Raw genomic sequence first — 24989 nt, 5'->3', positions numbered from 1 at the left:
GCTTTGTCGCCGGGCAACAGATAGATACGTCGAGTTTCGAGGCGATCCTCGTTGGTACGCCGGGACGTCTCACAGGTATCGCCACCACCAGCCGGTATGGGTCCGTTTGAACCGTCCGAACCACCGGCACGCGAACCAGCACGGCACGGCGGCGGCGGCGGCAACGAGCCAGATCGAGGCGACGTTCGGAACGCTGACCAGCCCCTTGATCGCACCGCCCGTCACCGCACCGGTCAGGCTGATCACGCCGTGGAGCAGGAAGAGGTGCAGGATGTAGAAGAACAACGGCGCCGATCCGAAGACTACTAGCACGCGGTTCAACCGCGCCGATGTGCGCTCGAACACCGCGAGAAGCAGCATGCCGATGCCGAGCGTCAGCAGGACGAAGTCCGCGGACGGCGGATATTTGGTGAGGTTGAGAACGCTCATGACCGTTGCGAGCGGCGTCGTACCGACCTGCCACGGCAGCGGTTCGCCGTAGCCGTTGAGCGCGCGCAGTACCGCGAACAGCGCGAGCGCCGCAGCGCCGGTCACCACCAGGCGGCGGCGACGAACGTCCTGGTCGACTTGCCGCGCGAACCACGGTCCGATCGACCAGCCGAGCGCGATCACGCCGATCCAGGGCAGCAACGGGTAGGACGTGCGCACCCGCGCGCCGAACGGCAGGTCGATGAACCCGCGGTCGTGCAGCATGCTCCACGCGACATAGCCCGGCTGGTCGGGCGTGAAAATGATCGGATCGAGCAGATTGTGGCCCAGCACGATCGCCAGCCCGAGGACGAGCACGGCGATGCGCGGAAGATGGACCAGCGCCGCCAGAGCGATCATCGACAGCCCGATCACCCAGATCACCTGGAGATAGACGATCGCGGGGGTGGGATCGAACGACCAGGCGAAATTGACGACCGTCACTTCGAGCGCGACGAGGAACAGCCCCCGCTTCAGCAGGAACGACGACGCCGCTGCCCTACCGCCCCCAGCATCTCCGTTACGCGAGTCCGCGTACAACGATGCCGCGAGCCCGGTCAGCAGCACGAAGACGGGGGCGCAAAGATGCGCCGTGAGCCGCGTGAAGAACAGGGACGGTGGCGTCGCCGGCAACGCCATCGGGTCGCTCACCTGCATGTGGTAATAGAAGAGCTCGCGGGTATGATCGACGAGCATCAGCAGCATGACGAACCCGCGCAGCGCATCGACCGAGACGATCCGCGACCGCTTGGACTGCGCGCCCGTCGGAGCTTGCACAGGGGTATCGGACGCCGCGGCCGGCCTTCCGGCGACGTCGGGCATTGGACTGAAAACGGTTGACAAGATCGAAGCACCTCCGCCAATCGCGATGTTACATCATCACAGAGAAGGCAACATTTTTTGTCGACGCGTCCACGATCGATCGCCTTCGCGAGCATTTTTTTGCTGCTCGCCTGCCCCGTTCCTGCCGAGGCGCAGGACAAGACCAACCGCGATCCGGAGCGCGAGGAACGACGGGTCGACGGCGAGGCCGACACGATCGTGGTTCTCGGCACGCGCAGCACGCGGGCGGATCGCACCCTGTCGTCGGACCTCGCCACCGAACGCATGTCGCAATCCAGCCGCTCGCTCGAGCGCGACCTGCTCACCGCGGCGGGGACGTACCGGCTCGGCGACGCGCTCGAACTCGTCAGCGGGGTCAGCAACCAGAACAACCGCGGCGGCTTCCTCGACAATTTCGCGATCCGCGGGTTCCTCGGCACGCCTGACGGCGGCGCCGAATATTATGTCGACGGGTTCCTCGCCAATCGTGGCCTCGCACCGCCGCGCGATCCGGCGACGACCGAGCGGATCGAGGTGTTGAAGGGCCCGGCCGGTGCGCTGTTCGGCGACATCGATCCGGGCGGCCGCGTCAACATCGTCAGCAAGACGCCGCGCTTCACACCCAGCGCGACCGCGACCTTCACCTATGACTCGTTCGACACGCGCCGGGTCGAGATCGATGCGACCGGTCCGCTGTCCGACACGATCGCCGCGCGGATCGTCGTCGCCACCGAGGACAGCGATGGCTGGCGCGATTTCGTGCCGTTGCGTCGCCGCGTCGTCGCACCTTCGCTGACCTGGGCGCCGCGCGATGGCCTTCGGCTGACCTATGTCGGAGAGATCACGCAGTTCGATGCGCCGTTCGATCGCGGCATCCCGGCGATCGGCGGCGACGCCAACGCGCTGCCAAGATCGCGCTTCTACGGCGAGCCCGGCGACGGGACGACGCGGTTTCGCAACCAGCGACACCAGCTGACCGGCGAGGCCCGGCTCGACGACCGCATCTCGCTCAACGGTGGCGTGGCCTGGCGGACGGGATCGCTGCGCGGGTTCTCGTCCGACCAGTCGCGGCTCGTCGGCGGCCAGACGCTGTGGCGCCAGCGACGTGCGCGCGACTATACCGTCGACGACCTCTCCGCGCGGCTGGAACTGACCGGACGGTTCGGCGCGCACCGTGCCAGCGTCGGCGTGAAGGGCTATACGCTCGACTATCACGAGGGACTGTTGCGGCGGAACCCGACCGCGGCCAACCCGTATGCGATCGACGTGTTCGCGCCGGTCTATGGCGGGCAGGCGCTGCCGCTGGCGCCGTTCACGGACAATGACGAGACGCGGCGGTCCGCCACGCTGTATGCGCAGGACATGTGGGACGTGACCGATCGGTTCACGCTGACCGGCGGCGTCCGCTTCGACGCGTATCGCCAGCAGATCCGCAACAACCGTACCGGCGTGGTCGGGCGCACGGTCGACGAGCCGGTGAACTTCCGGCTGGGTGGCCGATATGCGCTGAGCGACGTGTTCGCAGTCCATGCGAACTGGGGCGAGAGCTTCCTGCTTAACTCGGGCACGGGGCGCGACAACCAAGGCTTCTCACCCGAACGCGGCAAGGGGTACGAGATCGGCGGCACCGCTGCGCTGCCGGGTGTCGACGTCGCGGTGACGTATTTCGATATCGCCAAGCGCGACATCCTGACCAACGACCCGGTCGATCCGAACTTCCTCGCGCCGGTTGGCAAGTTGTCGAGCAAGGGGATCGAGTTCGACGCGTCGGTGCGCCTTGCCAAGCAGTGGCAGGTCGTCGCGAACTATGCCTGGACGCGCGCGCGGACCGACGACAGCATCTTCGCGACCGACCGCGTGTTGAACGTGCCCGAACATGCCGCGACGCTGTTCGCGATCGGGCGCTTCCTCGACGACGAGGGGCGCGGGCCATCGATCAGCGCCGGTGCCAGCTATGTCGGCAAGCGGGCGGGGGCGATCGACACAAGCGGGCTCGTCCTGCCCGACTATGTGAAGGCCAAGGCGGCGGTCGAATACGCGCTCTCGCGGCGCCTGTCGGTGCGCGCTGAGGCCGACAATCTGTTCGACGCCCGGTTCGCGCAGAGTTCGTACAGCCCGGTGTGGATCTTCCCGGGGGCGCCGCGGACGGTCCGGCTGTCGGTCCGCCTGAGCCAGTGATCCGCGGCGGCCGTTGCCCCGTTAGAAGAACAGCTTGCGCATGCTGAGTCGGACGGTGCGGCCGAGCGGGTCGAGATAGTCGGGCTGGTAGGTGTTGGGGACCGTACCGGTCGCGTCGGTGACGCGCTGGCGGGTGTTGAAGACGTTGTCGACCGACAGGCTGACGCGCATGCCGCGCAGCCACGGATGCGCCTTCACCCATTCGAGCCGCTGGCCGAGATCGGCGAACAGCCGCGCGTTGGCGGTGGCGAGGCCGCCGAAGTTGAGCGTTTCGGGTGCGGCGATCGTGCCGCCGTTGACGCGCGTGCCGGTCGCGTAGTTGGCGGAAATGCGCGCACCGAGGCCGTTGTTGGTGTATCCCGCCTGCGCCTCCAGTTCGTGACGCGCCTGCCCGCCGCTGTTGCCGATCGCGTCGCCGTTCAGCAGGTTCAGACTCGGGCCGCCGTCTGCGACGAGGACGCGATCGGTGAAGTGCCAGGTGTGGTAAACCGCGAACTGGATGCGGCCGCCGGCCTGCCCGCCGCGTCCGCCGAAGCCACGTCCGCCGCCGCCGCCGCCGGGGCCACCTGCGCCTGGACCACCACCGGCACGCGCACCGTCACCGCGCGGTCCATCGCCGCCTGCGCCACCGGGACGACGGCCGCCGGGTGGTTGCAGGCCTTCGAACGGGTTGGGGCCGGTGCCGGCACGATACGCCTCCAGCTCGCGCTGGATCTTCGACTTGAGCGGTGCGGAGAAGTTGATTCCCCAGCGTAGCTCGGACCGGTCACTGCGCGCGAAATTGATCGGCCGGCGATCGACCTGCAACAGGTTGCCGCCGGCGTCGCGCTGGAAGCGATCGGGGAACGCCGCCTCGATCGCCGCGGTCGCTGCCGGGAAGGCCGCGATCGGGTTGTCGACCCGGCTCTCGACATAGTTGGCGGTGATCGAGAGGTCCTTGGCGGACCAGGGCTTTATCGTCAGCCCGACTTTCTTGACGTGATTGTTGTCCGCGACCAGCCTGGGATTGCCGCCGCTGATCGTCGTGACGGTCGCGGTCTCGCCGCGCACATAGTCGAACACACGGACATTGGGCGTGGTGATCGACGGGTTGCCAAGCTGCTGCGCGGTCGGCGCCTCGTCGGTGTCGGTCACCGAGGCGATCACGCGCACGCCTTCGATCGGCGACCAGTTCGCACCGTAGCCGAGCGTCTGCAGCGTGCCGAAGTCCGACAGATGATCCTCGGCAAGATTGAAGTTCGCCGACAGCGTGCCGAGGAACGGCAGCACGTCCTTCGACCGGCTCGTCAGCGGCACGTCGACATTGACTTGGCCGTTAACCGTGTCGCGCGACACCCGTCCCTGCGTATCAACCCCGAGGAGATTGACGGTGCGGTACGAGCGACTTTTGAAATCGGCGGTTTCGGCACCGAGCTTGATCGTCGTCGAGACTGCGCCTGCGGGGAGCGAGAAGAGATTGCCGTTCGCGACCGCATCGAGTTCACCGGTGCTCTGCGTCGCATAGGCACGGTTGCCGGGCAGTGCGCCGAAGTCGCTCGCGCTCAGGCGGCCGAACGGGTTCGCGGTCGGATCGCCGGCGCGGATGCGGGCATTGAAGGCACTCGCGTCGAGGCCGGTCTCGGTGAAGGTCTGCGTGTCGCTGCGGTCGTAATTGCCCGTCACGTTCCACCGCCACGTGCCGATATCGCCGTTGAGCGTGGTGCCGAGATGCGCGGCGATCGACGATGTCCGCTGGGTCAGCGGCAGGACGCCGTCGTCTTCGATCGCGCGATTGACGGGCGTGGTGCTGCCGAACGGCGTCAGCGCGACGACGGGCAGGCCGTTGAGGCTGCGGCTGTCGGTCGATTCGAGGCGGCCGTTGATCGTCGCACCGATATTGCCGAAGATGTTGCGCGCATAGACGCTGTTCGCGGTGAAGGTGCTGGTCGCGGACTGGAGCGTCCGGAACGGCCGCTGGTCGACGACATCGCCATCCGCGCCGAGCGCGCTGTTGGCGGTCTGCTGAGGCTGGAGGATGTCGCGCTGCGATTCGGTCAGCGGCTCGCTCGACGTGTATTCGACGTGCAGGTTAAGCCGTCGATCGCGCGCGATGTTGAGCATGTCGAGCGAACCCTTGGGGGTGTTGCCGCCGCCCTCGGTCGCCTGCGTATCGGCGGCCTCGGCGGTCACCGCGCGGAAGCGGCGGCGCAGGACGAAGTTCACGACCTTCTGGTCGGCGCGATAGCCGTATTTGAGTGCGACCTCCTCGGGCAGGATCTCGACGCGCTGGATCGCCTCGGTTGGGATGTCGCGGATCTCGCTGAAGCTGGAGATACGGCGGCCGTTGAGCAGCACGACCGGCGCGCCGCCGCTGCCGCGACCGCTGGTGGTCTGCGGGCTGAGTTCGTTGAGCAGGTCGGAGACGGTGCTGACGCCGTAGGACCGGATCTCGGCCTGGCCCAGCGTCTGGTCGGGTGGAATATCGCCGATCACCGCGCCGGGCAGTTTGCGCGAACCCGTAACGACGATCTCCTCGGATTCTGCGCTCTCGTCCTGCTCGGGCGCTTGCACGGCGGGTGCGGCGGCGGGACGCGACGGTGCCTGTTGCGCGGCCACCATTGCAGGCATGCTCACTGCCAGAACCAGACCCAAACTGCGCATACCCGTTCCACCCCGATGATCGAGCATGCCGATTAGGCGGCAATTGTCGCAGGATTGTGCCGGTTCGGCGGTGCTTTCGTCACAAGCGCGGCTTATCGCGACATATGCGCTTCCATCTCCTCTAGCGGCACGCCCTTGGTCTCGGGGAAGTAGAGGAACACGGTCACGAACTGCACCGCCATCATCGCGGCGAAGAACAGGAACGGGGCGCCTGCCGACCATGCTGCAGCGATCGGGAAGACCTGCGCGATCACCGCGTTCCAGCCCCAGTGGCTCGATGACCCGATGCTCGATCCGCGCGCGCGGACGTTCTGCGGGAAGACCTCGGAGATATAGACCCAGATCACCGCACCCGAGCCCGGCGCGAAGAACATGATGAAGACGATCAGCGACGGCAGCAGCAGCCAGTTTGGCAGCACGCCGAGCAGCGCCAGCCCGCCAACGGTTAGCGCCGCGGTCATCCCCGCAGAGCCCCAGAGCAGCAGCGTGCGACGGCCGATCCGATCGATCAGCAGCATCCCGAGCAGCGTGAAGACCATGTTGGCGACACCGATCATCACGGCTTGCAGGTCGGGCGAGAGGCTGCCGCCGGACGCCTTGAAGATGTCGTTGAGGTAATAGAGGAACGCGTTGATGCCGCTGAACTGGTTGAACATCGCGACCAGGAAGGCGAGCGTGATCGGCTTGCGGTGGCGCGTCCAGGACAGCGACGCATCGCCCTTGGGCGCATCGAGGTCCGCGCGCGCGACGTCGGGGCTCATGCCGACCAGCGCCAGCACCTGCTTCGCCTCGACATCGCGGCCCTTGGCAAGCAACCAGCGCGGCGAATTCGGAATGCGGAACAGCAGCGCGAAGAACACCAGCGACGGCGCCGCGACGATCCCGAGCTTCCACCGCCACTCGACATCGCCGAGATCGAGCGAACCGATGACCGCGTTCGAGACATAGGCGAGCAGGATGCCGAGGATCACCGCGAACTGAAACCCGCCGACCATCTTGCCGCGCTGTGCCGGTGGCGCGAGTTCGGCGATATAGGCAGGCGCGAGCACCGACGAGCCGCCGATCGCGATGCCGTTGATGAAGCGGAAGCCGATGAAGCTGTGCCAGTTCCACGCCAGCGCACAGCCGAGTGCAGTGACGACGTACAGGAAGGCGAGCATCCGCAGCACGTTGCGACTGCCGTAGCGATCGCCGAGCGTGCCCACGAACAGCGCTCCGATCAGCGTACCCCAGAGTGCCGACGAGACGGTGAACCCGAGCCACGCCTCGCTGAGCGCGAACTTCGCCTTCAGCGCGCCAGTGACTCCGGCGATCACTGCAGTGTCGAAACCGAACAACAGCCCAGCGAGCGCGGCGGTGGCGACGCTCGCGATCAGGATCGTGCGGGGCTGGGCCGAAGGGCGAGATGCGGTGGGCGCGATCGTCATGTCCGGCACGTTTCAACAGTTTGACGGCCGCCGCAAGCGCCGCAAGGCCGCCGACACCCCTACGATGAGCCGGTTCGACGAAAACACCCATTTCAGGTCTTTGAAAGCGCGTTAACGAATCGCCGACTAGCCCGTGCACATTGACAGGCGCAAAGGGGCGAGGCGTTGCCGACCGCAGTGATGAGAATCGTGATGGCAGCTGCGGCGTCGGTGGCGGCGATCGCCGTGCCGGGGACCGCCTGGGCTGCCTGCGGTGTCGCGAAGACCTCTTCCGCCGATGTCGGGACCTTCTCGCCGGGGGCGCTCTATTCGACCGACACGAGCCCGTCGGCGATGCCGTATGTCGCGACCACCGGGTCGTTCGGGTGCGCCAACACCACGCTGCTGGCGCTGATGTCGAACGATTCGCTGGTCGCCACGGTCAAGGCGGGAACGATCCTCCAGCTGAAGTCCGGCACGGCGACCGCCACCTACCTGCTGGCGGCGGACCCCGCCGGTCAGTATCCGCTCGTCCCGGGCACGTCGCGAACGCTCGTCAACGGCACCGGCTTGGCGCTGCTCAGCAACGGGCGCGCTGCCGTGCCGATCTACCTGAAGGCGCGGAGCACGACCAGCCTGGCACCCGGTGTCTATACCGGCAGCTTCGAGGTGAAGTGGGACTGGTCGTTCTGCACGCTGCTCGGGCTGGACGCGCTCGGGCTGGTGAATATTTGCCTGAACCGCGATAGCGGCAGCGCCAGCGGGACCGTCGCGGTGACCATGACCGTCGCTGAAAAGGGCGCGATCGTCACCATCTCTCAGCGCACCACATGGGAGGCGTCGGCATCGACCAACAATCCGAAAGCGATCCCCGGATCGAAATTGCGGATCATGATGCGGATCGAAAACCCCGACATCGTGCCGCTCGATCTCGACACGCTCGCGGTGACGCTGCCCACCCCCGCCGGGCTGCGCATCGCGCTCGACGGGGACGGCACGGGGAACGGCCCGGTCGTGCGGGGTGACGATGCCAACGGCACGACCGGACTGAAGTTCAGCTATGTCTCGCCTTCCAACACGGGAGACGACGTCGATTTCGCCACCGGCAGCAACGCCTGGGGCTACACCCCGGTCGCCGGCGATCCGACGACGCAAGGGCTGGTCACCGCGGTAAAGTTCAATCCGAAGGGCAAGATGGCCGCCGGCACCGCCTACACGATCTCGATTCCCTATTCGGTCAAATGATCAGGCCGGCACGTCGGTAGCAGGCGAAGCAGGCATGCCGCCGACGATCTCCATCTTGGTCGCGGTCGAGCCGACTTCGATCCCCGCCTCGCGGAACTGGCGGAGCAGCGTGAACAGCAATTCGCTGCGCATCGGATAGGCATCGCGCGGGCTCGCGACGTACGCGAAGCAGTTGAACTTGGCGCGGCCGGCGTCGATCGAATCGATGAACACCTTGGGCTCGGGATCGTCGAGCACCTCGTGCTTCTCCGCGAATGCCGCGAACAGCATCGTCCGCACCGCGTCGAGATCCTCCTCGAGCGGCACCGAGAATTGCAGCTGGATCCGGCCGATGGGCGCGGCCAGCGTCATGTTCTGGATCGTCTTGGTGATCAGCTCCGAATTCGGCACGATCAGCGTCGAGCGGTCCGCGACCTGGATCTCGGTCGAGCGGACGTTGATCCGCTTCACGTCGCCCTCCATGTTGCCGATCCGAACGAGATCGCCGATCTTCACCGGGCGCTCGGCGAGCAGGATCAACCCCGACACGAAGTTCTGCGTGATCGCCTGCAGGCCGAAGCCGATCCCGACCGACAGCGCGCCGAGCACCACGGCCAGCTTCTCCATCCCGATGCCGAGCGCGCCGAGCGCCCACAGCACCGCGGCGATGATCCCGGCATAGCGCGCGACCATCATCACCGAATTCTGCGCGCCGGCATCCATCGCGGTGGTCGGCAGGTAGCTGTTCACCAGCCAGTGCTGGAGTCCGCGCATGATCGCCAGCGCGACGAACAGCACCGCGATCGAGCGCAGCACCGCGCCTGGCGAGATCGTGACCTGGCCGATCGTCACGCCGTTGGCGACCGTCCCGAACAGCTCGAACGCCGAGCCGACGCCCGCCCCGAACGGCGCCATCACCGCGCCGACCGCGAGCAGGATCAGCAGCAGCCGCAGCACCGCCGACAGCAGCACGCCGATCTGGTCGACGGTCTTGTTGTCGACCCCGAACCCGCTGTTCGCCGACCGCCCGAGCCGGTTGCCGCTCGACAGCAACGTCCGGCACGCATCGTCGGTGAAGGTCATCATCAGGTACAACGACGCACCGACGATCGCGCCCCACAGCAACCACGTCGCGACCTTCAGCGCGAAGTTCACATAGCCGATCAGCCCGGCGATCAGCGTCACGACCAGCACCAGCCAGACGAGCGTCGCGACGATCGCGAGCAGCGTGTTGCGCGCCCGCTTCGTCGGGTCGGGCAGCGCGGCGGCGCGCAACCGGCCGAGCGTTACCAGGATCGCGCCGAGCAGGACGATGTGCAGCAGCGCGACGACCGCATTGGCAGCGCTCGATGCGGGCGCGCTGATACCGATCAGCGTGTTGGTCGCGATCAGCAACTGGCCGAAGAAGATCAGCCCGGCGGCCATCCAGGTGTACGGGCGCAGCGCCTGTGCGGCCGGGTCGCCGATCGGCAGCAGCCGCCACGTCGACTGGCCGCGCAGCAAGAGCGCGCCGCCGAGCGACGACACGAACGCGCAGAACCATGTGATCCCGACGAAGAGCGCGCCGAACCGGCTCCAAGCGGGGGAGACCAGCCCCGCCCAGCGCAGCGACGCGACGATCGCCCATGCGGCAAGGCCGGGTAGCGCGGTGCCGATCACGACGAGCCATAGCGCATAGGCCGAGCGTCGCAGGCGACCGCCCGGTGCGTGGTTGGTCGCGTATCGGCGGCCGACGCCGTGCAGCCAGCGTCGTAGCGGCACGATGAGCACGAGCGCGGTGAGGATCCCGATCAGCAGGCCGGTGCCAGCGCGCATGTCGAACCGTGCGCCGAACTGGCGGATCTCGACATTGGCGAACCGCATTAGCCGGGCAGTGTCGCGCGGCAGGTGATCGACGATTGCTGCCCACAGCGTTGGCGACAGCGGCGAGCCGGTGTTCTCGGACAATTGCTGACCGAGTTCCTCCGCTTCGGCTGCACCGATGTCGTCGATCTGCTGCTTGGCCTCTATGCCGATGAGGCGCGCGCGCTTGATCGCCGAGTCGATCGCGGACTGGCTCTGCGCGAGGAGCTTGCGTTGCTGGCGGATCTCGGGTGCTTCGACGACGCCGGGGGTGGCGGCACCGAGTTCGGTGACGCGCGCCTGGACCAGCGCCATCTCGGGGGTGAGCGTGCGGACGGCGTCGGCGGCGGTGGTCTGCACGGTTTGCGCACGGGTCCGGAGGGCTTGCCGCGCCTTGTCGTCGCGCGCGGCGGGGGTCGCGTCGTCGATCGCCTGGAGCTCGGCGGAGGCTTGGGTGAGGCTGGCGGCGACGGTCGCGACCTTGGGCTCGTCCTGCGCGATCGCGGGGAGCGCGGTGACTAGGACGAGGAGCGCGGCGAGGTAACGGAGGAGAGTCATCCGAGGTGCTGTACAGCGTAGGGCCGGAAACGGGAGGGGGTGGCGGGGTCGGACCGGGTCGGGACGCAATCGCTGGTTTCGTAAGCGTTGCTGTAAATCGTGCCTCTGCCGTTACATGCGCTACCCCGGCGAAGGCCGGGGCCCAGTTGGAAAGGTCGCAGTAACGGAGCGTCGGCCTCGACCACGAGCCGCGCCCAACTGGGCCCCGGCCTTCGCCGGGGTGGTGTTAGGGGGGACGCGGTCCTGCAAACACAGCTGCCGGCCTACCCTTCCTTGTTCTCCCGCGAAGGCGGGAGCCCAGACTGGGTCCCCGCCTTCGCGGGGAAACAATAGTGCGGTCAGCTGCCTGGCGTTAGGTGTCAGAACCGTACCTCCCTCTCCGTCACCCCGGCGGACGCCGGGACCCACCGGCCCGCATGCTCCGTTTTATCGGGTGTGCGGAACGGTGGATGCCGGAACGAGTCCGGCATGACGGGCGGGACGAGTGAAGCGCTAACTCAGTCGAGTTCGAGAATCACCTGATCCACCGCCAAGCTGTCCCCCGTCTTCGCCGCAACCGACTTCACCGTCCCCGTCTTCTCGGCGCGCAGGATGTTCTCCATCTTCATCGCTTCGACCACCGCCAGCGCCTGCCCTGCCTCGACCTTGTCTCCAGCCGCAACATCCAGCCGCACCAGCAGCCCCGGCATCGGGCAGATCAGGAACTTCGACAGATCGGGTGCGACCTTCTCGATCAGGTGCGCGGTGTACGGTGCGACACGTGACGGCAGCACGCGGGCGACGTGGCTCGCCCCTCGCGCGGTAAGCTTGAAACCAGCGCGGGCCTTGGCGATGCGGATCGTGAGGTGTTCGTCGCCATCGGTCCCGTGACCGTCGGCGACCACCATCCGGTCGCCGGGCGTGTATTCGAGCGACAGGTCGAGCTCTTCGCCGTCGACTGTGATGCCGTCGGTCGAGACCGTGACCGCGTGGTCGGTCTTGTCGATGGTCACCACCCAGTCGGCGGGCGGGCGGAGGCGCTTGCCGAGCTGGCCGTCGATCCGGCGGGCTCGGTCGGCTTCTGCCGTGGCGGCGAAGGCGGCGACCGCGGCGAGCGTCTTCAGCAGTTCGGCGTCGGCGGGCGCGCCGTGGAAGCCTTCGGGATATTCCTCTGCGATGAAGCCAGTGGTGAGCGCGCCCGACTGGAAGCGCGGGTGCTGCATGATCGCCGAGAGGAAATCGATGTTGTTGCCCGGCCCCTCCAATTCGAACGCGTCGAGCGCGGCGATCTGCGCGGCGATCGCGCCGTCGCGGTTGGGCGCCCAGGTGATGAGCTTGGCGATCATCGGGTCGTAGAACATGCTGACCTCACCGCCCTCGCGGACGCCGTCGTCGACGCGGACGCGGACGCGGGGCTCCCCTTCCGCTTGCGGGAGGGGCCGGGGGAGGGGCTCACCCAGCGGCGTCGTGGCCGGGGTGTATGTCACGCCCTCCCCTGACCCCTCCCGCAAGCGGGAGGGGGATTGCTCGGGCGGGTTGTAGCGGACGAGACGACCGATCGACGGCAGGAACCCGCGATACGGGTCCTCGGCGTACACCCGGTTCTCGATCGACCAGCCCTCGAGCTTCACCTCGTCCTGCCCGAACCCGAGCGGTTCGCCGGCAGCCACGCGGATCATCAATTCGACCAGATCGAGCCCGGTAATCTCCTCGGTCACCGGATGCTCGACCTGAAGCCGGGTGTTCATCTCGAGGAAGTAGAACCCCTCCCCCGTCGTGTCCGCGCCCGACACGATCAGCTCGACCGTACCCGCGGAATAATAACCGACCGCCTGAGCCAGAGCGACCGCCTGCTCGCCCATCGCCTTGCGCATCTTGGGCGTGACGAACGGCGACGGTGCCTCCTCGACGACCTTCTGATGCCGCCGCTGGATCGAGCATTCGCGCTCGTTGAGATAGACGATGTTGCCGTGCTGGTCGCCGATCAGCTGGATCTCGATATGGCGCGGCGATTCGATGAACTTCTCGATGAACACGCGGTCGTCCCCAAAGGACGCCAGCCCCTCACGCTTGGTCGCCTCGAAGCCTTCGCGGACGTCCTGTTCGCTGTAAGCCAGCCGCATGCCCTTGCCGCCGCCGCCGGCCGACGCCTTCATCATCACCGGATAGCCGATCCCGCCGGCGATCTCGACCGCGTGATCGGTGCTGTCGATCTCGCCGAGATAGCCCGGCACGACGTTGACGCCCGCGGCCTTGGCGAGCTTCTTCGATTCGATCTTGTCGCCCATCGCGGCGATGGCTTTCGGGGGAGGCCCGACGAACGCGATCCCGGCCTCGGCGCAGGCCAGCGCGAAACTCTCGCGTTCGGAGAGGAAGCCGTAGCCCGGATGGATACAGTCCGCGCCGGTTTCCTTGGCCGCGAGCAGGATCAGCTCGGCCTTGAGATAGCTTTCGGCGGCGGGTGGCGGCCCGAGCCGGACGGACTCGTCGGCCATCAGCACATGTGGCGCGCGCGCGTCGGCATCGGAATAGACCGCGACGGTCTTGATGCCCATCGCCTTGGCGGTCCGCATGACGCGGCACGCGATCTCGCCCCGATTGGCGACCAGGATTTTCTTGAACATCACTCGCCCTAATCTGTGCCGTCTTGCCGGACGCGGTCCGGGTGCGGACTGGTTATTGGTACCACATCATCGTCTTGAGCTGCTTCGTGCGGGCCTGCGTCAGGTCGGTCCGACATCCGGCAATCGTCATGCCCTGCGCCGAACCGCCGGCATATTGCCCGCCTTCGATCACGCACTGCGTATCGCGGAACTTGAGCCACGCGCGCTGGCTTTCCAGCAGCGCGGCCGCATAGCCGAACCCGCCGCCACGCGACCCATCCTGCGCGTCGCGCCCCTTCATATAGGCGTAGGTCCGCTTCCACTGCGCAGTCATTGCCGCATCCGCCCGAGCATAGCTCGTACCGGCGGACGCGTTCATCGTCGCCTGCGACTGCATCGGAGCAGCCGCGGTCATCAGGAATGCGATCAGCAGCATGTCTTGGCCTCCCGCATCGGCTCCGCGCCGACCATCGGCTTCATCCCGAGCTTCGCCAGCAGCGTCGCGTCGGCGCTGTCGCCGGCGTTGCCGGCGGTCAGCAGCTTGTCGCCGGTGAAGATCGAGTTCGCGCCCGCCATGAAGCACAGCGCCTGGGTCGCCTCGGACATGCTCTCGCGCCCGGCCGACAGGCGCACCATGCTCAGCGGCATCGTGATCCGTGCGACGGCGACCGTCCGGACGAACTCGATGTCGTCGATCTGCGCCATCGGCGTGCCGGCGAGCATGTCGCCGAGCGGCGTGCCCTTGACCGGGACCAGCGCGTTGACGGGGACGCTCTCGGGGTGGCGCGGCAAGGTCGCCAGCGCGTGGACGAAGCCGACGCGGTCGCTGCGCGTCTCGCCCATCCCGACGATTCCGCCGCAGCAGACCGAGATCCCTGCGTCACGGACGTTCGCCAGCGTCTCCAGCCGATCGCCGAAGGTGCGCGTGGTGATGACGTTGCCGTAATTCTCCGGCGAAGTATCGATGTTGTGGTTGTAGTAATCGAGGCCGGCGTCGGCGAGCTGCTTGGCCTGATCCGCGTCGAGCATGCCGAGCGTCATGCACGTCTCGAGCCCCATCGCGCGGACGCCCTCGACCATCGCGACGACCTTCGGCATGTCGCGCGGCTTCGGGTTGCGCCAGGCGGCGCCCATGCAGAAACGCTGCGAGCCGGCGGCCTTGGCCTGTGCGGCGTCGGCAAGGACGGCGTCGACGTCCATCAGCTTTTCCGCCTTCAGGCCGGAATCGGACGAGGCGGACTGCGAGCAATAGCCGCAATCCTCGGGGCAACCGCCGGTCTTGATCGACAACAGCGTGCAGAGCTGGACTTCGCCGATCGCGTGATGCGCGCGGTGGACGGTCTGCGCGCGGAACATGAGTTCGTCGAACGGGAGGTCGAACAGCGCGGCGATTTCCGGGCGGGTCCAGTCGGTGCGGGAAACGGGAGCATCGCGCACCAGGCTCGGAGCCACTGCATGTGCGAGAGTACGGAGGAGGGTATCGGTCATTCGGCGGCTTCCTCTTGCGGGGCCATGTTGTGGCCGAGGAGTTTCAACACGTCCTCGGCGGCCTGGATCAGGTTGGTGCCGGGTCCGAAGATCGCCTGGACCCCGGCATCGCGCAGCGCCTGATAGTCCTGTGCGGGGATAACGCCACCCGCGATCACCTTGATATCCGCGCGGCCCGCCTCGCGCAGATAGCCGATCAGCTCGGGGATCAGCGTCTTGTGGCCCGCCGCGAGACTCGAGGCACCGACGATGTCGACGTCCTTTTCCAGCGCGAGCGCGGCGGCTTCGGACGGGGTCTGGAACAGCGGGCCGGGGACGATCTCGAATCCGAGGTCGCCGAACATCGACGAGACGAGGTTGGCGCCGCGATCGTGGCCGTCCTGGCCCATCTTGGCGACGAGCATGCGCGGCTTGCGGCCCATCCGGCGTTCGGTGGCTTCGACGCCGTCGGTGAGACGGGTCCAGCGCGCGTCGTCCTCGTAGGCGCCGCCGTAGATGCCGGAGACGGGGGTGGGCTGCGTGCCGTAGCGGCCGAACACGTCCTCCATCGCCGACGAGATTTCGCCGAGTGTGGCCCGGGCTCGGGCGCAGTCGACGGCGAGCGCGAGGAGGTTGTTCTCAAATCCTCCCCGGTCCGGGGAGGTGTCGGCCTCAGGCTGACGGAGGGGGGCTTCCACGACAGGGTCCGTTTGTGGGACGCCCCCTCCACCAGCCGTTGGCTGGTCCCCCTCCCCGTTCCGGGGAGGAATGCGCGCACCTTCGCGGAGGGCATCTAGAGCGGCTTGGCATGCGGCTTCGTCGCGCGTCGCCTTCACCCGATTGATCCGTTCGATCTGACCCGCGCGCACGGCCACATTGTCCACGTCGAGGATCTCGATCGCGTCCTGTTCGGCGAGCTTGTACTTGTTGACGCCGACAATGACGTCCTCACCGCGATCGACGCGGGCCTGCCGTCCAGCCGCCGCTTCCTCGATCATCGCCTTGGGCCAGCCTGCCGCGACCGCCTTCGCCATGCCGCCTTCGGACTGGATTCGCTCGATCAGCGCCCACGCGCCGTCGACGAGGCTCTGTGTCAGGCTCTCGATATAGTAGCTGCCGCCGAGCGGATCGACGACTTTGGTCATCCCCGTCTCTTCCTGGATCACGATCTGCGTGTTGCGCGCGATCCGCGCAGAGAAGTCGGTCGGCAACGCGATCGCCTCGTCGAGCGCGTTGGTGTGGAGCGACTGCGTGCCCCCCAGCATCGCCGCCATCGCCTCGATTGTGGTGCGCATGACGTTGTTGTACGGGTCCTGCTCGGTGAGCGAGACGCCCGACGTCTGGCAATGCGTGCGCAACATCTTCGAACGCTCGTCCTGCGCACCGAGTTGCGTCATCGCGCGGTGCCAGAGGACGCGCGCGGCGCGGAGCTTGGCGATCTCCATGAAGAAGTTCATGCCGATCGCGAAGAAGAACGACAGGCGCCCGGCGAACTTGTCGATGTCGAGCCCGCTCGCGACGCCGTATTTCACATATTCCATGCCATCGGCGATCGTGAAGGCGAGCTCGTGGAGCTGCGTCGCTCCTGCCTCCTGCATGTGATAGCCGCTGATCGAGATGCTGTTGAACTTGGGCATCTCACGGCTGGTGTAGCCGAAGATGTCCGAGATGATCCGCATGCTCGGCTCGGGCGGGTAGATGTAGGTGTTGCGGACCATGAACTCCTTGAGGATGTCGTTCTGGATGGTTCCGTCGAGCAGTTTGCGGTCGACGCCCTGCTCTTCGCCGGCGACGATGAAGAAGGCGAGGATCGGAATCACCGCGCCGTTCATCGTCATGCTGACCGACATCTTGTCGAGCGGGATGCCGTCGAAGAGGATCTTCATGTCCTCGACCGAATCGATCGCAACGCCTGCCTTGCCGACGTCGCCGGTGACGCGGGGGTGGTCGGAATCATAGCCGCGGTGCGTGGCGAGATCGAACGCTACCGACAGGCCTTTCTGGCCGGCGGCGAGGTTGCGGCGGTAGAACGCGTTCGAGGCTTCGGCGGTGGAGAAGCCGGCGTATTGGCGGATCGTCCAGGGGCGACCGGCGTACATCGACGCGCGAACGCCGCGGGTGAAGGGGGCGAAACCGGGGAGGCCGGGGTCGGTGGAGACGTCTTCCGCGGTGTAGAGCGGTTTGACGTCGATGCCCTCGGGGGTCGGCCAGGTGAGGTCGGCGCCCTTTACTTCCTTGGTAGCGGCGGCCTGCCAGTCGGCGAGCGTGGGGGCGGATTCGGGCTTGTCGGTCATGCGAAGAACTTCACCCCGGCGAAGGCCGGGGCCCAGTTGGAAAGGTCGAAATAACGCAGCGCAGCACCAGCCAATCGACCGTTGCCCAACTGGCCCCCGGCCTTCGCCGGGGTGGTGTTGGACGCGGAGGTCACTTGCCCGTGAACACCGGCTTGCGCTTTTCGAGGAACGCGCAGCCGCCCTCCATCGAATCCGCCGACCCCCGCGCGTCACGCTGGTTCGCCGCCTCGGCCTGCATTGCGGTCGCGTAATCCGTCTCGTACGCGGCGGTGATCGCCCGCCGCATCAACCCGAGCGCGACCGTTGGCATCGCCGCCAGCCGCTCGGCCAGCGCGAACGCCTCGGCATCCAGTGCATCGTCCGCGACGACCTTATGTACCATCCCCCAGTCGAGCGCCTTCGCAGCCGGCACCCGCTCGCCGAGCATCATCATCTCGGTCGCCCGCGCCCTGCCGATCAGTCGCGGCAGCATCCACGACGCGCCACCGTCCGGCACCAGCCCGATGTTCACGAACGCCTGGAGGAAATACGCACTCTCGCTCGCGACACAGAAGTCAGCGGCGAGCGCGAGACTGCAGCCGATCCCTGCCGCAGGACCACGCACTGCGCTCACCACCGGCACCGACAGCTCGGTGAGCACCGTCATCGTCGGATTGTAGCTGTTCGTTAGCGCCGCGAACGTCGCCTCGCCCGGATTGTCCGAGCCGAGCGCGCCGCCGCCGACGTCCGCACCCGAACAGAACGCTCGGCCAGCACCTGCGATCAGCACCGCCCGCGCGCCCGCCAGGTTACCGAGTGCCGCAGCCAATTCCTCGAACATCGCCGGTGGTGCGGCGTTCAGCCGGTCGGGCCGGTTGAGCGTCAGCACCAGCACGTCGCCGCGCTGTTCGCTCAGGATATGCTCGTACGCGGCCATCAGATCTCTCCTAGTGCGCGCCGGTATCGCCCGGCGTCTCCATCAACTCGACCAGCATGCCGCCGAAATCCTTGGGGTGCACGAACACGATCGGCGTGCCATGCGCGCCGATCCGCGGCTCGCCCAGCACGGTAGCGCCCTTCGCCTTCAGGTCGGCGACAGCCGCGGAGATGTCGGCGACTTCGAAACAGACATGATGCTGCCCGCCTGCCGGGTTCTTGCGCAGAAAGCCTGCGATCGGAGAACTTTCGTCATACGGCTCGATCAGCTCGATCTGCGTGTTCGGGGCATCGATGAAGCACACTTTCACGCCCTGCGCAGGCAGATCGAACGGCTCGCCGATCGCGGTCGCACCGAGCAGCAGGCGATACGTCTCGACCGACTTCGCGATCGACGGCGTCGCGACACCGACATGGTTGAGCCGGCCCAATGTCATTGCGCATCCTTCGGTGGTGGCGGCGGGGTGGGAACGACACCCAGCGTATAACCGCACACGCCGAGCACCTGCCGGATCATCGCATCACCGGTCGGCGCGACGAAATTCGCCTGCACTGCAAAGCTCGCGCCGTTGGTGGTCTCGACCCGTACCGTCTTCGATTTTACCAGAAACGTGGTCAGCCTGGTGATCGCCTCTGGATCGGTGACGTAGGTGCCGGTGCCCGGAAACTGCCAGCTGTAATTGAACGCAGGCCCGCCGTCGAAGCGCACCGCGACAAGCTTGTCCGGCCCCTGCCCGAGCGGCTGCGGCTGGATGAACTGGATCGACACGATCGGCTCGGACGCCACGTCGCACTTTACGACGAAGCGCGACAGACCGTCATTGCCTGTGACCGACGCGGAAATGCTGCGCACGCCTGCCGGATTGGTGCGATCTGCGAGCTTCCAGGTTGGTGCAGGTGCCGCCACGGCTGCGGCTTGAAGCAGAAGAAACGCGATCATCCCTCGATCCTCCGCTGCTGGGCCGCCGCCATTGCGGCGCCTTCGATCACCCCTTCCAAGCGAGACACCCGATCGCGGAGATCACCATGCGCGCCGGCAAGACCCGCGAGCCGCCCGCCAAGCTGAGCGACGTCTCGATCGAGGCCGTCAAGCTGATCCTTCAGCGTCAGGATCGTCTTGAAAACGCCGAATGCTTTCTCACCCGCACTCACGGTCTTTCGCCCGCCAACACCGCATCGACCACAGCGCAGGTGCGCGCGATATTCTCCCGCATCGACTGGATGGACATCTTCATGTCGTCGACAGCGGCCTCGATCTCCGGTGCGAGAAACGCCAATGCCGCTTCCTCGTCGCGCGACGCCGGTGCGGCAATGTACCGCGTTGTCGCCTCACGCACGACGCGGCCGACGGACATGCCGCTGTTCGCCGCGAATGCATCGAGCGCCGCCTTATGATCGGGGGTAGTCAGAAACGTCACGCGTTCGGTCTGCATGTCACGACTCCTTCGCATGACATGATAATGTGCTTATCATCACGCAACAAGCCGCCGGGTCACAGCGGGATGTTGTCATGCTTCTTCCACGGATTCTCCAGCGCCTTGCCGCGGAGTTTCCGTAGGCCGAGCGCGATGCGGCGGCGGGTCGAGTGCGGTTGGATGACCTCGTCAATGAAGCCCTTCGACGCGGCGACGAACGGGTTCGCGAACCGCGCCTCGTATTCCGCGGTACGCTCGGCGATCTCTTCGGGCGTCTTGCCGCGGAAAATGATCTCGACCGCGCCCTTCGCGCCCATCACCGCGATCTCGGCGGTCGGCCATGCATAGTTGAGGTCGCCGCGCAGGTGCTTCGACGCCATCACGTCGTACGCGCCGCCATAGGCCTTGCGCGTGATGACGGTGATCTTCGGCACGGTCGCCTCGGCATAGGCGAACAGCAGTTTCGCGCCGTGCTTGATGATGCCGTTATGCTCTTGGGCGGTGCCGGGCAGGAAGCCGGGGACGTCGACGAAGGTAACGATCGGGATCTCGAACGCGTCGCAGAAGCGCACGAACCGCGCCGCCTTCTTCGAGCTGTTGATGTCGAGCACGCCCGCGAGCACCATCGGCTGGTTCGCGACGAAGCCGACCGTGCGGCCCTCGATGCGACCGAAACCGGTGATGATGTTCGCTGCATGCGCCGGCTGCGTTTCGAAGAAATCGCCTTCGTCGACGGTCTTCCGGATCAGCTCGTGCATGTCGTAGGGCTGGTTCGCCGACGCCGGGATCAGCGTATCGAGGCTTTCCTCGATCCGGTCCCATTCGTCCGCGGTCGGGCGCTCGGGCACACCTTCGCGATTGGACGCTGGCAGGAAATCGAAGAAGTCGCGCGCGGCCAACAAGGCCTCGATGTCGTTTTCGAACGCGTTGTCCGCGACCGACGTCTTGGTGGTGTGCGTCACCGCCCCGCCGAGCGCCTCCTGCGTCACGACCTCGTTGGTCACCGTCTTGACCACGTCGGGGCCGGTGACGAACATGTAGCTCGAATCCTTCACCATGAAGATGAAATCGGTCATCGCGGGGGAATAGACCGCGCCGCCTGCGCAAGGGCCCATGATCAGCGAAAGCTGCGGCACGACGCCGGACGCGAGCGCGTTGCGCTGGAACACCTCTGCATAGCCGCCGAGGCTCGCGACGCCCTCCTGGATGCGTGCGCCGCCGCTGTCGTTGAGGCCGATGATCGGTGCGCCGACCTTCATCGCGCTGTCCATCACCTTGCAGATTTTCTGCGCATGGCGTTCGCTGAGCGACCCGCCGAACACGGTGAAATCCTGGCTGAAGACGAAGACGAGGCGGCCGTTGATCGTGCCTGAGCCGGTGACCACGCCGTCGCCGGGGATCACCTGGTCCTGCATGCCGAAATCGACGCAGTTATGCTCGACATACATGTCGAGTTCCTCGAACGATCCCTCGTCCAGCAGCACGTCAAGGCGCTCCCTCGCGGTGAGCTTACCCTTGGCGTGCTGCGCTGCGATCCGCTTGAGGCCCCCGCCGACTCTGGCGGCTTCGCGGCGGCGTTCAAGCTCTTCGATCGTGGATGACATCGTCTCTCCGTCCTGCTGACTGCCTTCACAGAGCGGGATGCGATGCGCAAATGCAATGTTGCAAACTTGTCCGAGGCATGTTTGCAAACTAGGCGGGGATATGACTTTGCCCGCGCGTCGCCTCTTCGTCGGACACCGCCTGCGCGACCTGCGCGGCGTTCTTGGAATCAGCCAGGCGGCGATGGCCGTGCGGATCGGCCTGTCGGTGAGCTACCTTTCGCAGATCGAGAATGGCGATCGCCCGGTGACGGAAGGCGTGCTGATTACGCTGGCGCGCGAGTTTCCAGCGGATTGGGGGAGCATCGATGCGGCGGACGATACCGCGCTGCTGATCGCGACGCTGGAGGCGGTGTCGGATACGAGCGTCGAGACGCCCGCGCTCGACGAGAATGCGGTTCGGCGCGCAGTGAAGCACCAGCCGTTGTTGGCGCAACGCCTCGTCGCGATGCACGACGCGTATCGGCGGGCGCAGGAGCAGTTGCGGGCGCTCGACGATCGGATCGTGGCGGGATCGGGCGCGCCGGGGCTGCTGCCGTGGGAGGATGTGCGCGACTGGTTTCATGCAGCAGGCAATTATGTCGATGCGCTCGACCGGCGGGCGGAGGAGATCGGCGAGACGCTGGGGGCGGACCGGATCGCTGCGCTTGAGACTCGGCTGGCGGCAAGAGGCGTGTCGGTCGCGATTTCGGGCGCACTCGCTGTACCTTTGCGCGACTATGACGGCGCAACGTTGCGTCTCGACGGATCGCAACCGGGCGAGACAACCCTGTTCTCGCTCGCGCACCAAGTCGCACGGCATGAATTCGGCGACGTCATTGGGAGCATCGTCGCGGCGTCAGAAATGGCGTCGGAGACGGCGCGAGCGCTGCTGACCGCGGGGCTGACCAACTATGCGGCAGGGGCGATCGTCATGCCCTATACCCGGTTCCGGACGGAGGCTCGGAGTGTCCGCCATGACATCGACCGGTTGCGGCGGATCTTCGGGACGAGTTTCGAGCAGACGTGCCACCGCCTCTCGACGTTGCAACGGCCTGGGGCGCTCGGCATCCCGTTCTTCTTCTGCCGCGTCGACATGGCTGGCAACATCACGAAACGTCACTCCGCCACGCGATTGCAGTTCGCGCGGTTCGGCGGCGCGTGCCCGTTGTGGATCGTCCACGAGGCGGTGGCGATCCCGGACCGGATCCTGACGCAGCTGATCGAAACGACCGACGGCATCCGCTACGTCTCGATGGCGAAGGGACTGGTGAAGCCGTCCGAGACGTACACGCGACCGGCGCGGCGCTATGCGGTGGCGCTGGGGTGCGAAGAGGCGAACGCGTCGGAATTCATCTATGCCGATGCGCTGGGCACCGGTGGCATCGCCACGCCGATCGGGACGTCGTGCCGCATCTGCCTGCGCACCGACTGCGACCAGCGCGCGTTTCCGCCGGCCGCCAGCGAGATCCGGGTCGATCCGGACCGCCGCGGTGCCGTGCCGTACGAGGTGGTTTAGCCCCCCCCTTCTGAACTCGATCGAAGTACCACTTCGATCGACACAAAAAAGGCCCGGTGTGTTTCCACACCGGGCTAAGGTTGTCCGCAGGAGGAACGTCGTGGGTGCGGGCTCGACTGGCCCGCTACCGATCAGTTGTAGGCGCGCTCGCCGTGTTCGCCGATGTCGAGACCCTCGTGCTCGACTTCCGGCGAAACCCGCAGACCGGTGACGGCCTTGGCGACGTAGATCGCGATCGTGGTGCCGATCGTGGCCCAGATGATCGTGACGATCACCGCCTGGAGCTGCACGAAGAGCTTGGCGCCCATCGCATAGTCCGCAGCACCCGGCCCGCCGAGCGACGGAGCGTAGACCACCGCGGTGCCGATCGCGCCGATCATGCCGCCGATGCCGTGGATCCCGAAGGCGTCGAGCGAGTCGTCATAGCCGAGCATCGGCTTGAGCTTCGACACTGCCATGAAGCAGACGAGCGAGGCGATCGCGCCGAGGACGATGGCGCCGAACGGGCCGGAGTTGCCCGCGGCCGGCGTCACGGCGACGAGGCCGGCGACGATGCCCGAGCAGAAGCCCAGTGCGGAACCCTTGTGACCCGAGAGCTTCTCGGCAAGCATCCAGAACAGCGCGGCGGACGCGGTGGCGACGAAGGTGTTGAGCATCGCGAGTGCGGCCGAACCGTTCGCCTCGAGCGCGGAGCCTGCGTTGAAGCCGAACCAGCCGACCCAGAGCAGGCCAGTGCCGATGCCGGTCATGACCAGCGAGTGCGGTGCCATCGGCTCCTTCGGATAGCCGATACGCTTGCCGAGGATCAGGGCCGCGACCAGCGCCGAGACGCCGGCGTTGATGTGGACCACTGTGCCGCCGGCGAAATCGAGTGCGCCTGCCTTGAAGAAATACCCGCTCGATGCCCACACCATGTGTGCGATCGGGAAGTAGACGATGGTCAGCCAGACCAGGCCGAACACCATCACCGCCGAGAACTTCATGCGCTCGACGACAGAGCCCAGGACCAGCGCGATCGTGATCGCGGCGAAGGTCATCTGGAAGCAGATGAAGACATATTCGGGGATCTCGACGCCGGCCGTGAAGGTCGCCGCCTGCGAGGCGGGCGTGACGCCCTTCAGAAATGCCTTATCGAAGCTGCCGATGAAGTTGCTGAGCAGCGGGTTGGTCACGTCCGGACCGAACGCCAGCGTGTAGCCCCACATCACCCAGATGAGCATCGCAAGCGCCGCGACGGCGCCGATCTGAGTCATCGTGGACAACATGTTCTTCGACCGCGTGAGGCCGCCGTAGAACAGCGCGAGGCCGGGAAGGATCATCATCAGGACGAGGATCGTCGAGGTCATCATCCAGGCGGTGTCGCCCTTGTTCACGGTCGCGACGACGGGCGCGACCACCGGTGCGGCTGCGGCCTGTGCCCAGGCGGGTGCGGCGGCGATCATCGTCGCGCCGAATCCCAGAACCGCCGAGGCGGCTGTCTTCAAATCATGCTTCATCTCGTCCCCCCTCAGAGCGCTGAATCGTCGGTTTCGCCGGTGCGGATCCGCACTGCCTGGCCGACGTCGAGCACGAAGATCTTGCCGTCGCCGATCGCGCCGGTGTTCGCCGATGCCTGGATCGCCTCGACCACGCGGTCGGACAGGCTGGCGGCGCAGACCACCTCGATCTTGATCTTCGGCACCATGTTGGTGCTGTACTCGGCCCCCCGATAGATCTCGGTCTGGCCCTTCTGACGGCCGAACCCCTTGACCTCGGTGACCGTCATGCCCGCCACGCCGATCGTGGTGAGCGCTTCGCGCACCTCGTCGAGCTTGAACGGCTTGATGATGGCAATGACGAGTTTCATCGCGCCCCTTCCCCTTGTTACGGGAGGTGCCTCGCAATGTGCGTGCCAGTTGGGTTGTGGAGGGGTGAGGAGTGCTCGGCGAGCGGGCAGCGGGGGTTTTGGGGTTAAAACTTGTGCAGTGCGGTGCTGGTGCCTGATTAATAGGCAGACCCACCCTACCTGCTGTTCTCCCGCGAAAGCGGGAGCCCAGGGTTACGAACGATGCCGTTTGTGGTCCTGGGCCCCCGCTTTCG

At 66.5% G+C, this 24989-nt stretch carries 20 protein-coding genes; 4 read left to right on the top strand and 16 right to left on the bottom strand.

Going from position 1 to position 24989, the window contains the following annotated elements; genetic code table 11:
- Nucleotides 1–69: 69 nt before the first annotated feature.
- Nucleotides 70–1245 carry a heparan-alpha-glucosaminide N-acetyltransferase domain-containing protein gene (locus C8J42_RS12235; protein WP_243644353.1) on the bottom strand — a complete coding sequence of 392 codons (1176 nt, stop codon included), beginning with the start codon at nucleotides 1243–1245 and terminating at the stop codon, nucleotides 70–72.
- Between the two features lie 123 nt (nucleotides 1246–1368).
- Here C8J42_RS12235 and C8J42_RS12230 point away from each other — a divergent pair, with 123 nt between their 5' ends.
- Nucleotides 1369–3468 carry a TonB-dependent siderophore receptor gene (locus tag C8J42_RS12230; RefSeq protein WP_243644352.1) on the top strand — a complete coding sequence of 700 codons (2100 nt, stop codon included), beginning with the start codon at nucleotides 1369–1371 and terminating at the stop codon, nucleotides 3466–3468.
- Nucleotides 3469–3489: 21 nt separating this feature from the next.
- Here C8J42_RS12230 and C8J42_RS12225 read toward each other — a convergent pair whose 3' ends face one another.
- Together C8J42_RS12225 and C8J42_RS12220 are read right to left on the bottom strand one after the other, a co-directional pair.
- Entirely contained in the window at nucleotides 3490–6075 is a 2586-nt protein-coding gene (locus tag C8J42_RS12225; protein WP_243644351.1) for a TonB-dependent receptor, read from the bottom strand.
- 125 nt (nucleotides 6076–6200) lie between these two features.
- The gene (locus tag C8J42_RS12220; RefSeq protein WP_133020247.1) at nucleotides 6201–7535 is read right to left on the bottom strand and encodes a sugar porter family MFS transporter; all 1335 of its coding nucleotides are present in this window, start codon (nucleotides 7533–7535) and stop codon (nucleotides 6201–6203) included.
- On the opposite strand from C8J42_RS12220, the gene C8J42_RS20630 reads away from it, so the two are divergent.
- Together C8J42_RS20630 and C8J42_RS12215 are read left to right on the top strand one after the other, a co-directional pair.
- A complete protein-coding gene (locus C8J42_RS20630) occupies nucleotides 7519–7650 on the top strand; it encodes a hypothetical protein (RefSeq protein ID WP_268795428.1) in 132 nt (43 codons plus the stop codon). The genes C8J42_RS12220 and C8J42_RS20630 overlap by 17 nt on opposite strands.
- A gap of 65 nt (nucleotides 7651–7715) precedes the next feature.
- A complete protein-coding gene (locus C8J42_RS12215) occupies nucleotides 7716–8759 on the top strand; it encodes a spore coat protein U domain-containing protein (RefSeq protein ID WP_133020246.1) in 1044 nt (347 codons plus the stop codon).
- Here the strand turns inward: C8J42_RS12215 and C8J42_RS12210 are convergent, their stop codons facing one another.
- From C8J42_RS12210 to C8J42_RS12160, 11 genes are all read right to left on the bottom strand, one after another.
- Nucleotides 8760–11138 (bottom strand): DUF3772 domain-containing protein, encoded by a 2379-nt coding sequence (locus C8J42_RS12210; RefSeq protein WP_133020245.1) that lies wholly within the window; start codon nucleotides 11136–11138, stop codon nucleotides 8760–8762.
- 497 nt (nucleotides 11139–11635) lie between these two features.
- The gene (locus tag C8J42_RS12205; protein WP_133020244.1) at nucleotides 11636–13741 is read right to left on the bottom strand and encodes an acetyl/propionyl/methylcrotonyl-CoA carboxylase subunit alpha; all 2106 of its coding nucleotides are present in this window, start codon (nucleotides 13739–13741) and stop codon (nucleotides 11636–11638) included.
- A 52-nt stretch (nucleotides 13742–13793) separates the two neighbouring features.
- Entirely contained in the window at nucleotides 13794–14156 is a 363-nt protein-coding gene (locus C8J42_RS12200; protein WP_133020243.1) for a lysozyme inhibitor LprI family protein, read from the bottom strand.
- Nucleotides 14147–15208, bottom strand: coding sequence for a biotin synthase BioB (gene bioB, locus C8J42_RS12195; protein ID WP_133020242.1), 1062 nt, complete (start codon nucleotides 15206–15208; stop codon nucleotides 14147–14149). The genes C8J42_RS12200 and bioB overlap by 10 nt, the downstream gene beginning before the upstream one ends.
- Nucleotides 15205–17481, bottom strand: coding sequence for a methylmalonyl-CoA mutase (gene scpA, locus C8J42_RS12190; RefSeq protein ID WP_133020241.1), 2277 nt, complete (start codon nucleotides 17479–17481; stop codon nucleotides 15205–15207). Before scpA ends, bioB begins: the two co-directional genes overlap by 4 nt.
- A 130-nt stretch (nucleotides 17482–17611) precedes the next feature.
- A complete protein-coding gene (locus C8J42_RS12185; RefSeq protein ID WP_133020240.1) occupies nucleotides 17612–18397 on the bottom strand; it encodes an enoyl-CoA hydratase-related protein in 786 nt (261 codons plus the stop codon).
- A 10-nt stretch (nucleotides 18398–18407) separates the two neighbouring features.
- Nucleotides 18408–18833 carry a methylmalonyl-CoA epimerase gene (gene mce, locus C8J42_RS12180; protein WP_133020239.1) on the bottom strand — a complete coding sequence of 142 codons (426 nt, stop codon included), beginning with the start codon at nucleotides 18831–18833 and terminating at the stop codon, nucleotides 18408–18410.
- Nucleotides 18830–19336, bottom strand: a complete 507-nt coding sequence (locus C8J42_RS12175; protein WP_133020238.1) for a hypothetical protein — start codon at nucleotides 19334–19336, stop codon at nucleotides 18830–18832. The genes mce and C8J42_RS12175 overlap by 4 nt, the downstream gene beginning before the upstream one ends.
- Nucleotides 19333–19548, bottom strand: coding sequence for a hypothetical protein (locus tag C8J42_RS12170; protein ID WP_133020237.1), 216 nt, complete (start codon nucleotides 19546–19548; stop codon nucleotides 19333–19335). Before C8J42_RS12170 ends, C8J42_RS12175 begins: the two co-directional genes overlap by 4 nt.
- A complete protein-coding gene (locus tag C8J42_RS12165) occupies nucleotides 19545–19829 on the bottom strand; it encodes a hypothetical protein (RefSeq protein ID WP_133020236.1) in 285 nt (94 codons plus the stop codon). The genes C8J42_RS12170 and C8J42_RS12165 overlap by 4 nt, the downstream gene beginning before the upstream one ends.
- Before the next feature lie 59 nt (nucleotides 19830–19888).
- A complete protein-coding gene (locus C8J42_RS12160; RefSeq protein ID WP_133020235.1) occupies nucleotides 19889–21415 on the bottom strand; it encodes an acyl-CoA carboxylase subunit beta in 1527 nt (508 codons plus the stop codon).
- A gap of 100 nt (nucleotides 21416–21515) precedes the next feature.
- Here C8J42_RS12160 and C8J42_RS12155 point away from each other — a divergent pair, with 100 nt between their 5' ends.
- The gene (locus tag C8J42_RS12155) at nucleotides 21516–22910 is read left to right on the top strand and encodes a helix-turn-helix transcriptional regulator (protein ID WP_133020234.1); all 1395 of its coding nucleotides are present in this window, start codon (nucleotides 21516–21518) and stop codon (nucleotides 22908–22910) included.
- A gap of 131 nt (nucleotides 22911–23041) precedes the next feature.
- On the opposite strand, the gene C8J42_RS12150 is transcribed toward C8J42_RS12155, so the two are convergent.
- Both C8J42_RS12150 and C8J42_RS12145 read right to left on the bottom strand, forming a co-directional pair.
- A complete protein-coding gene (locus C8J42_RS12150; protein WP_133020233.1) occupies nucleotides 23042–24406 on the bottom strand; it encodes an ammonium transporter in 1365 nt (454 codons plus the stop codon).
- A gap of 11 nt (nucleotides 24407–24417) precedes the next feature.
- Entirely contained in the window at nucleotides 24418–24756 is a 339-nt protein-coding gene (locus tag C8J42_RS12145; RefSeq protein ID WP_056053652.1) for a P-II family nitrogen regulator, read from the bottom strand.
- Nucleotides 24757–24989: the final 233 nt, after the last annotated feature.

The organism is Sphingomonas sp. PP-CE-1A-559, assembly GCF_004340965.1.
GTDB lineage: Bacteria > Pseudomonadota > Alphaproteobacteria > Sphingomonadales > Sphingomonadaceae > Sphingomonas.
The sequence above is the reverse complement of the archived record's forward strand: the minus strand, read 5'-3'. Positions and strand labels throughout refer to the sequence as shown.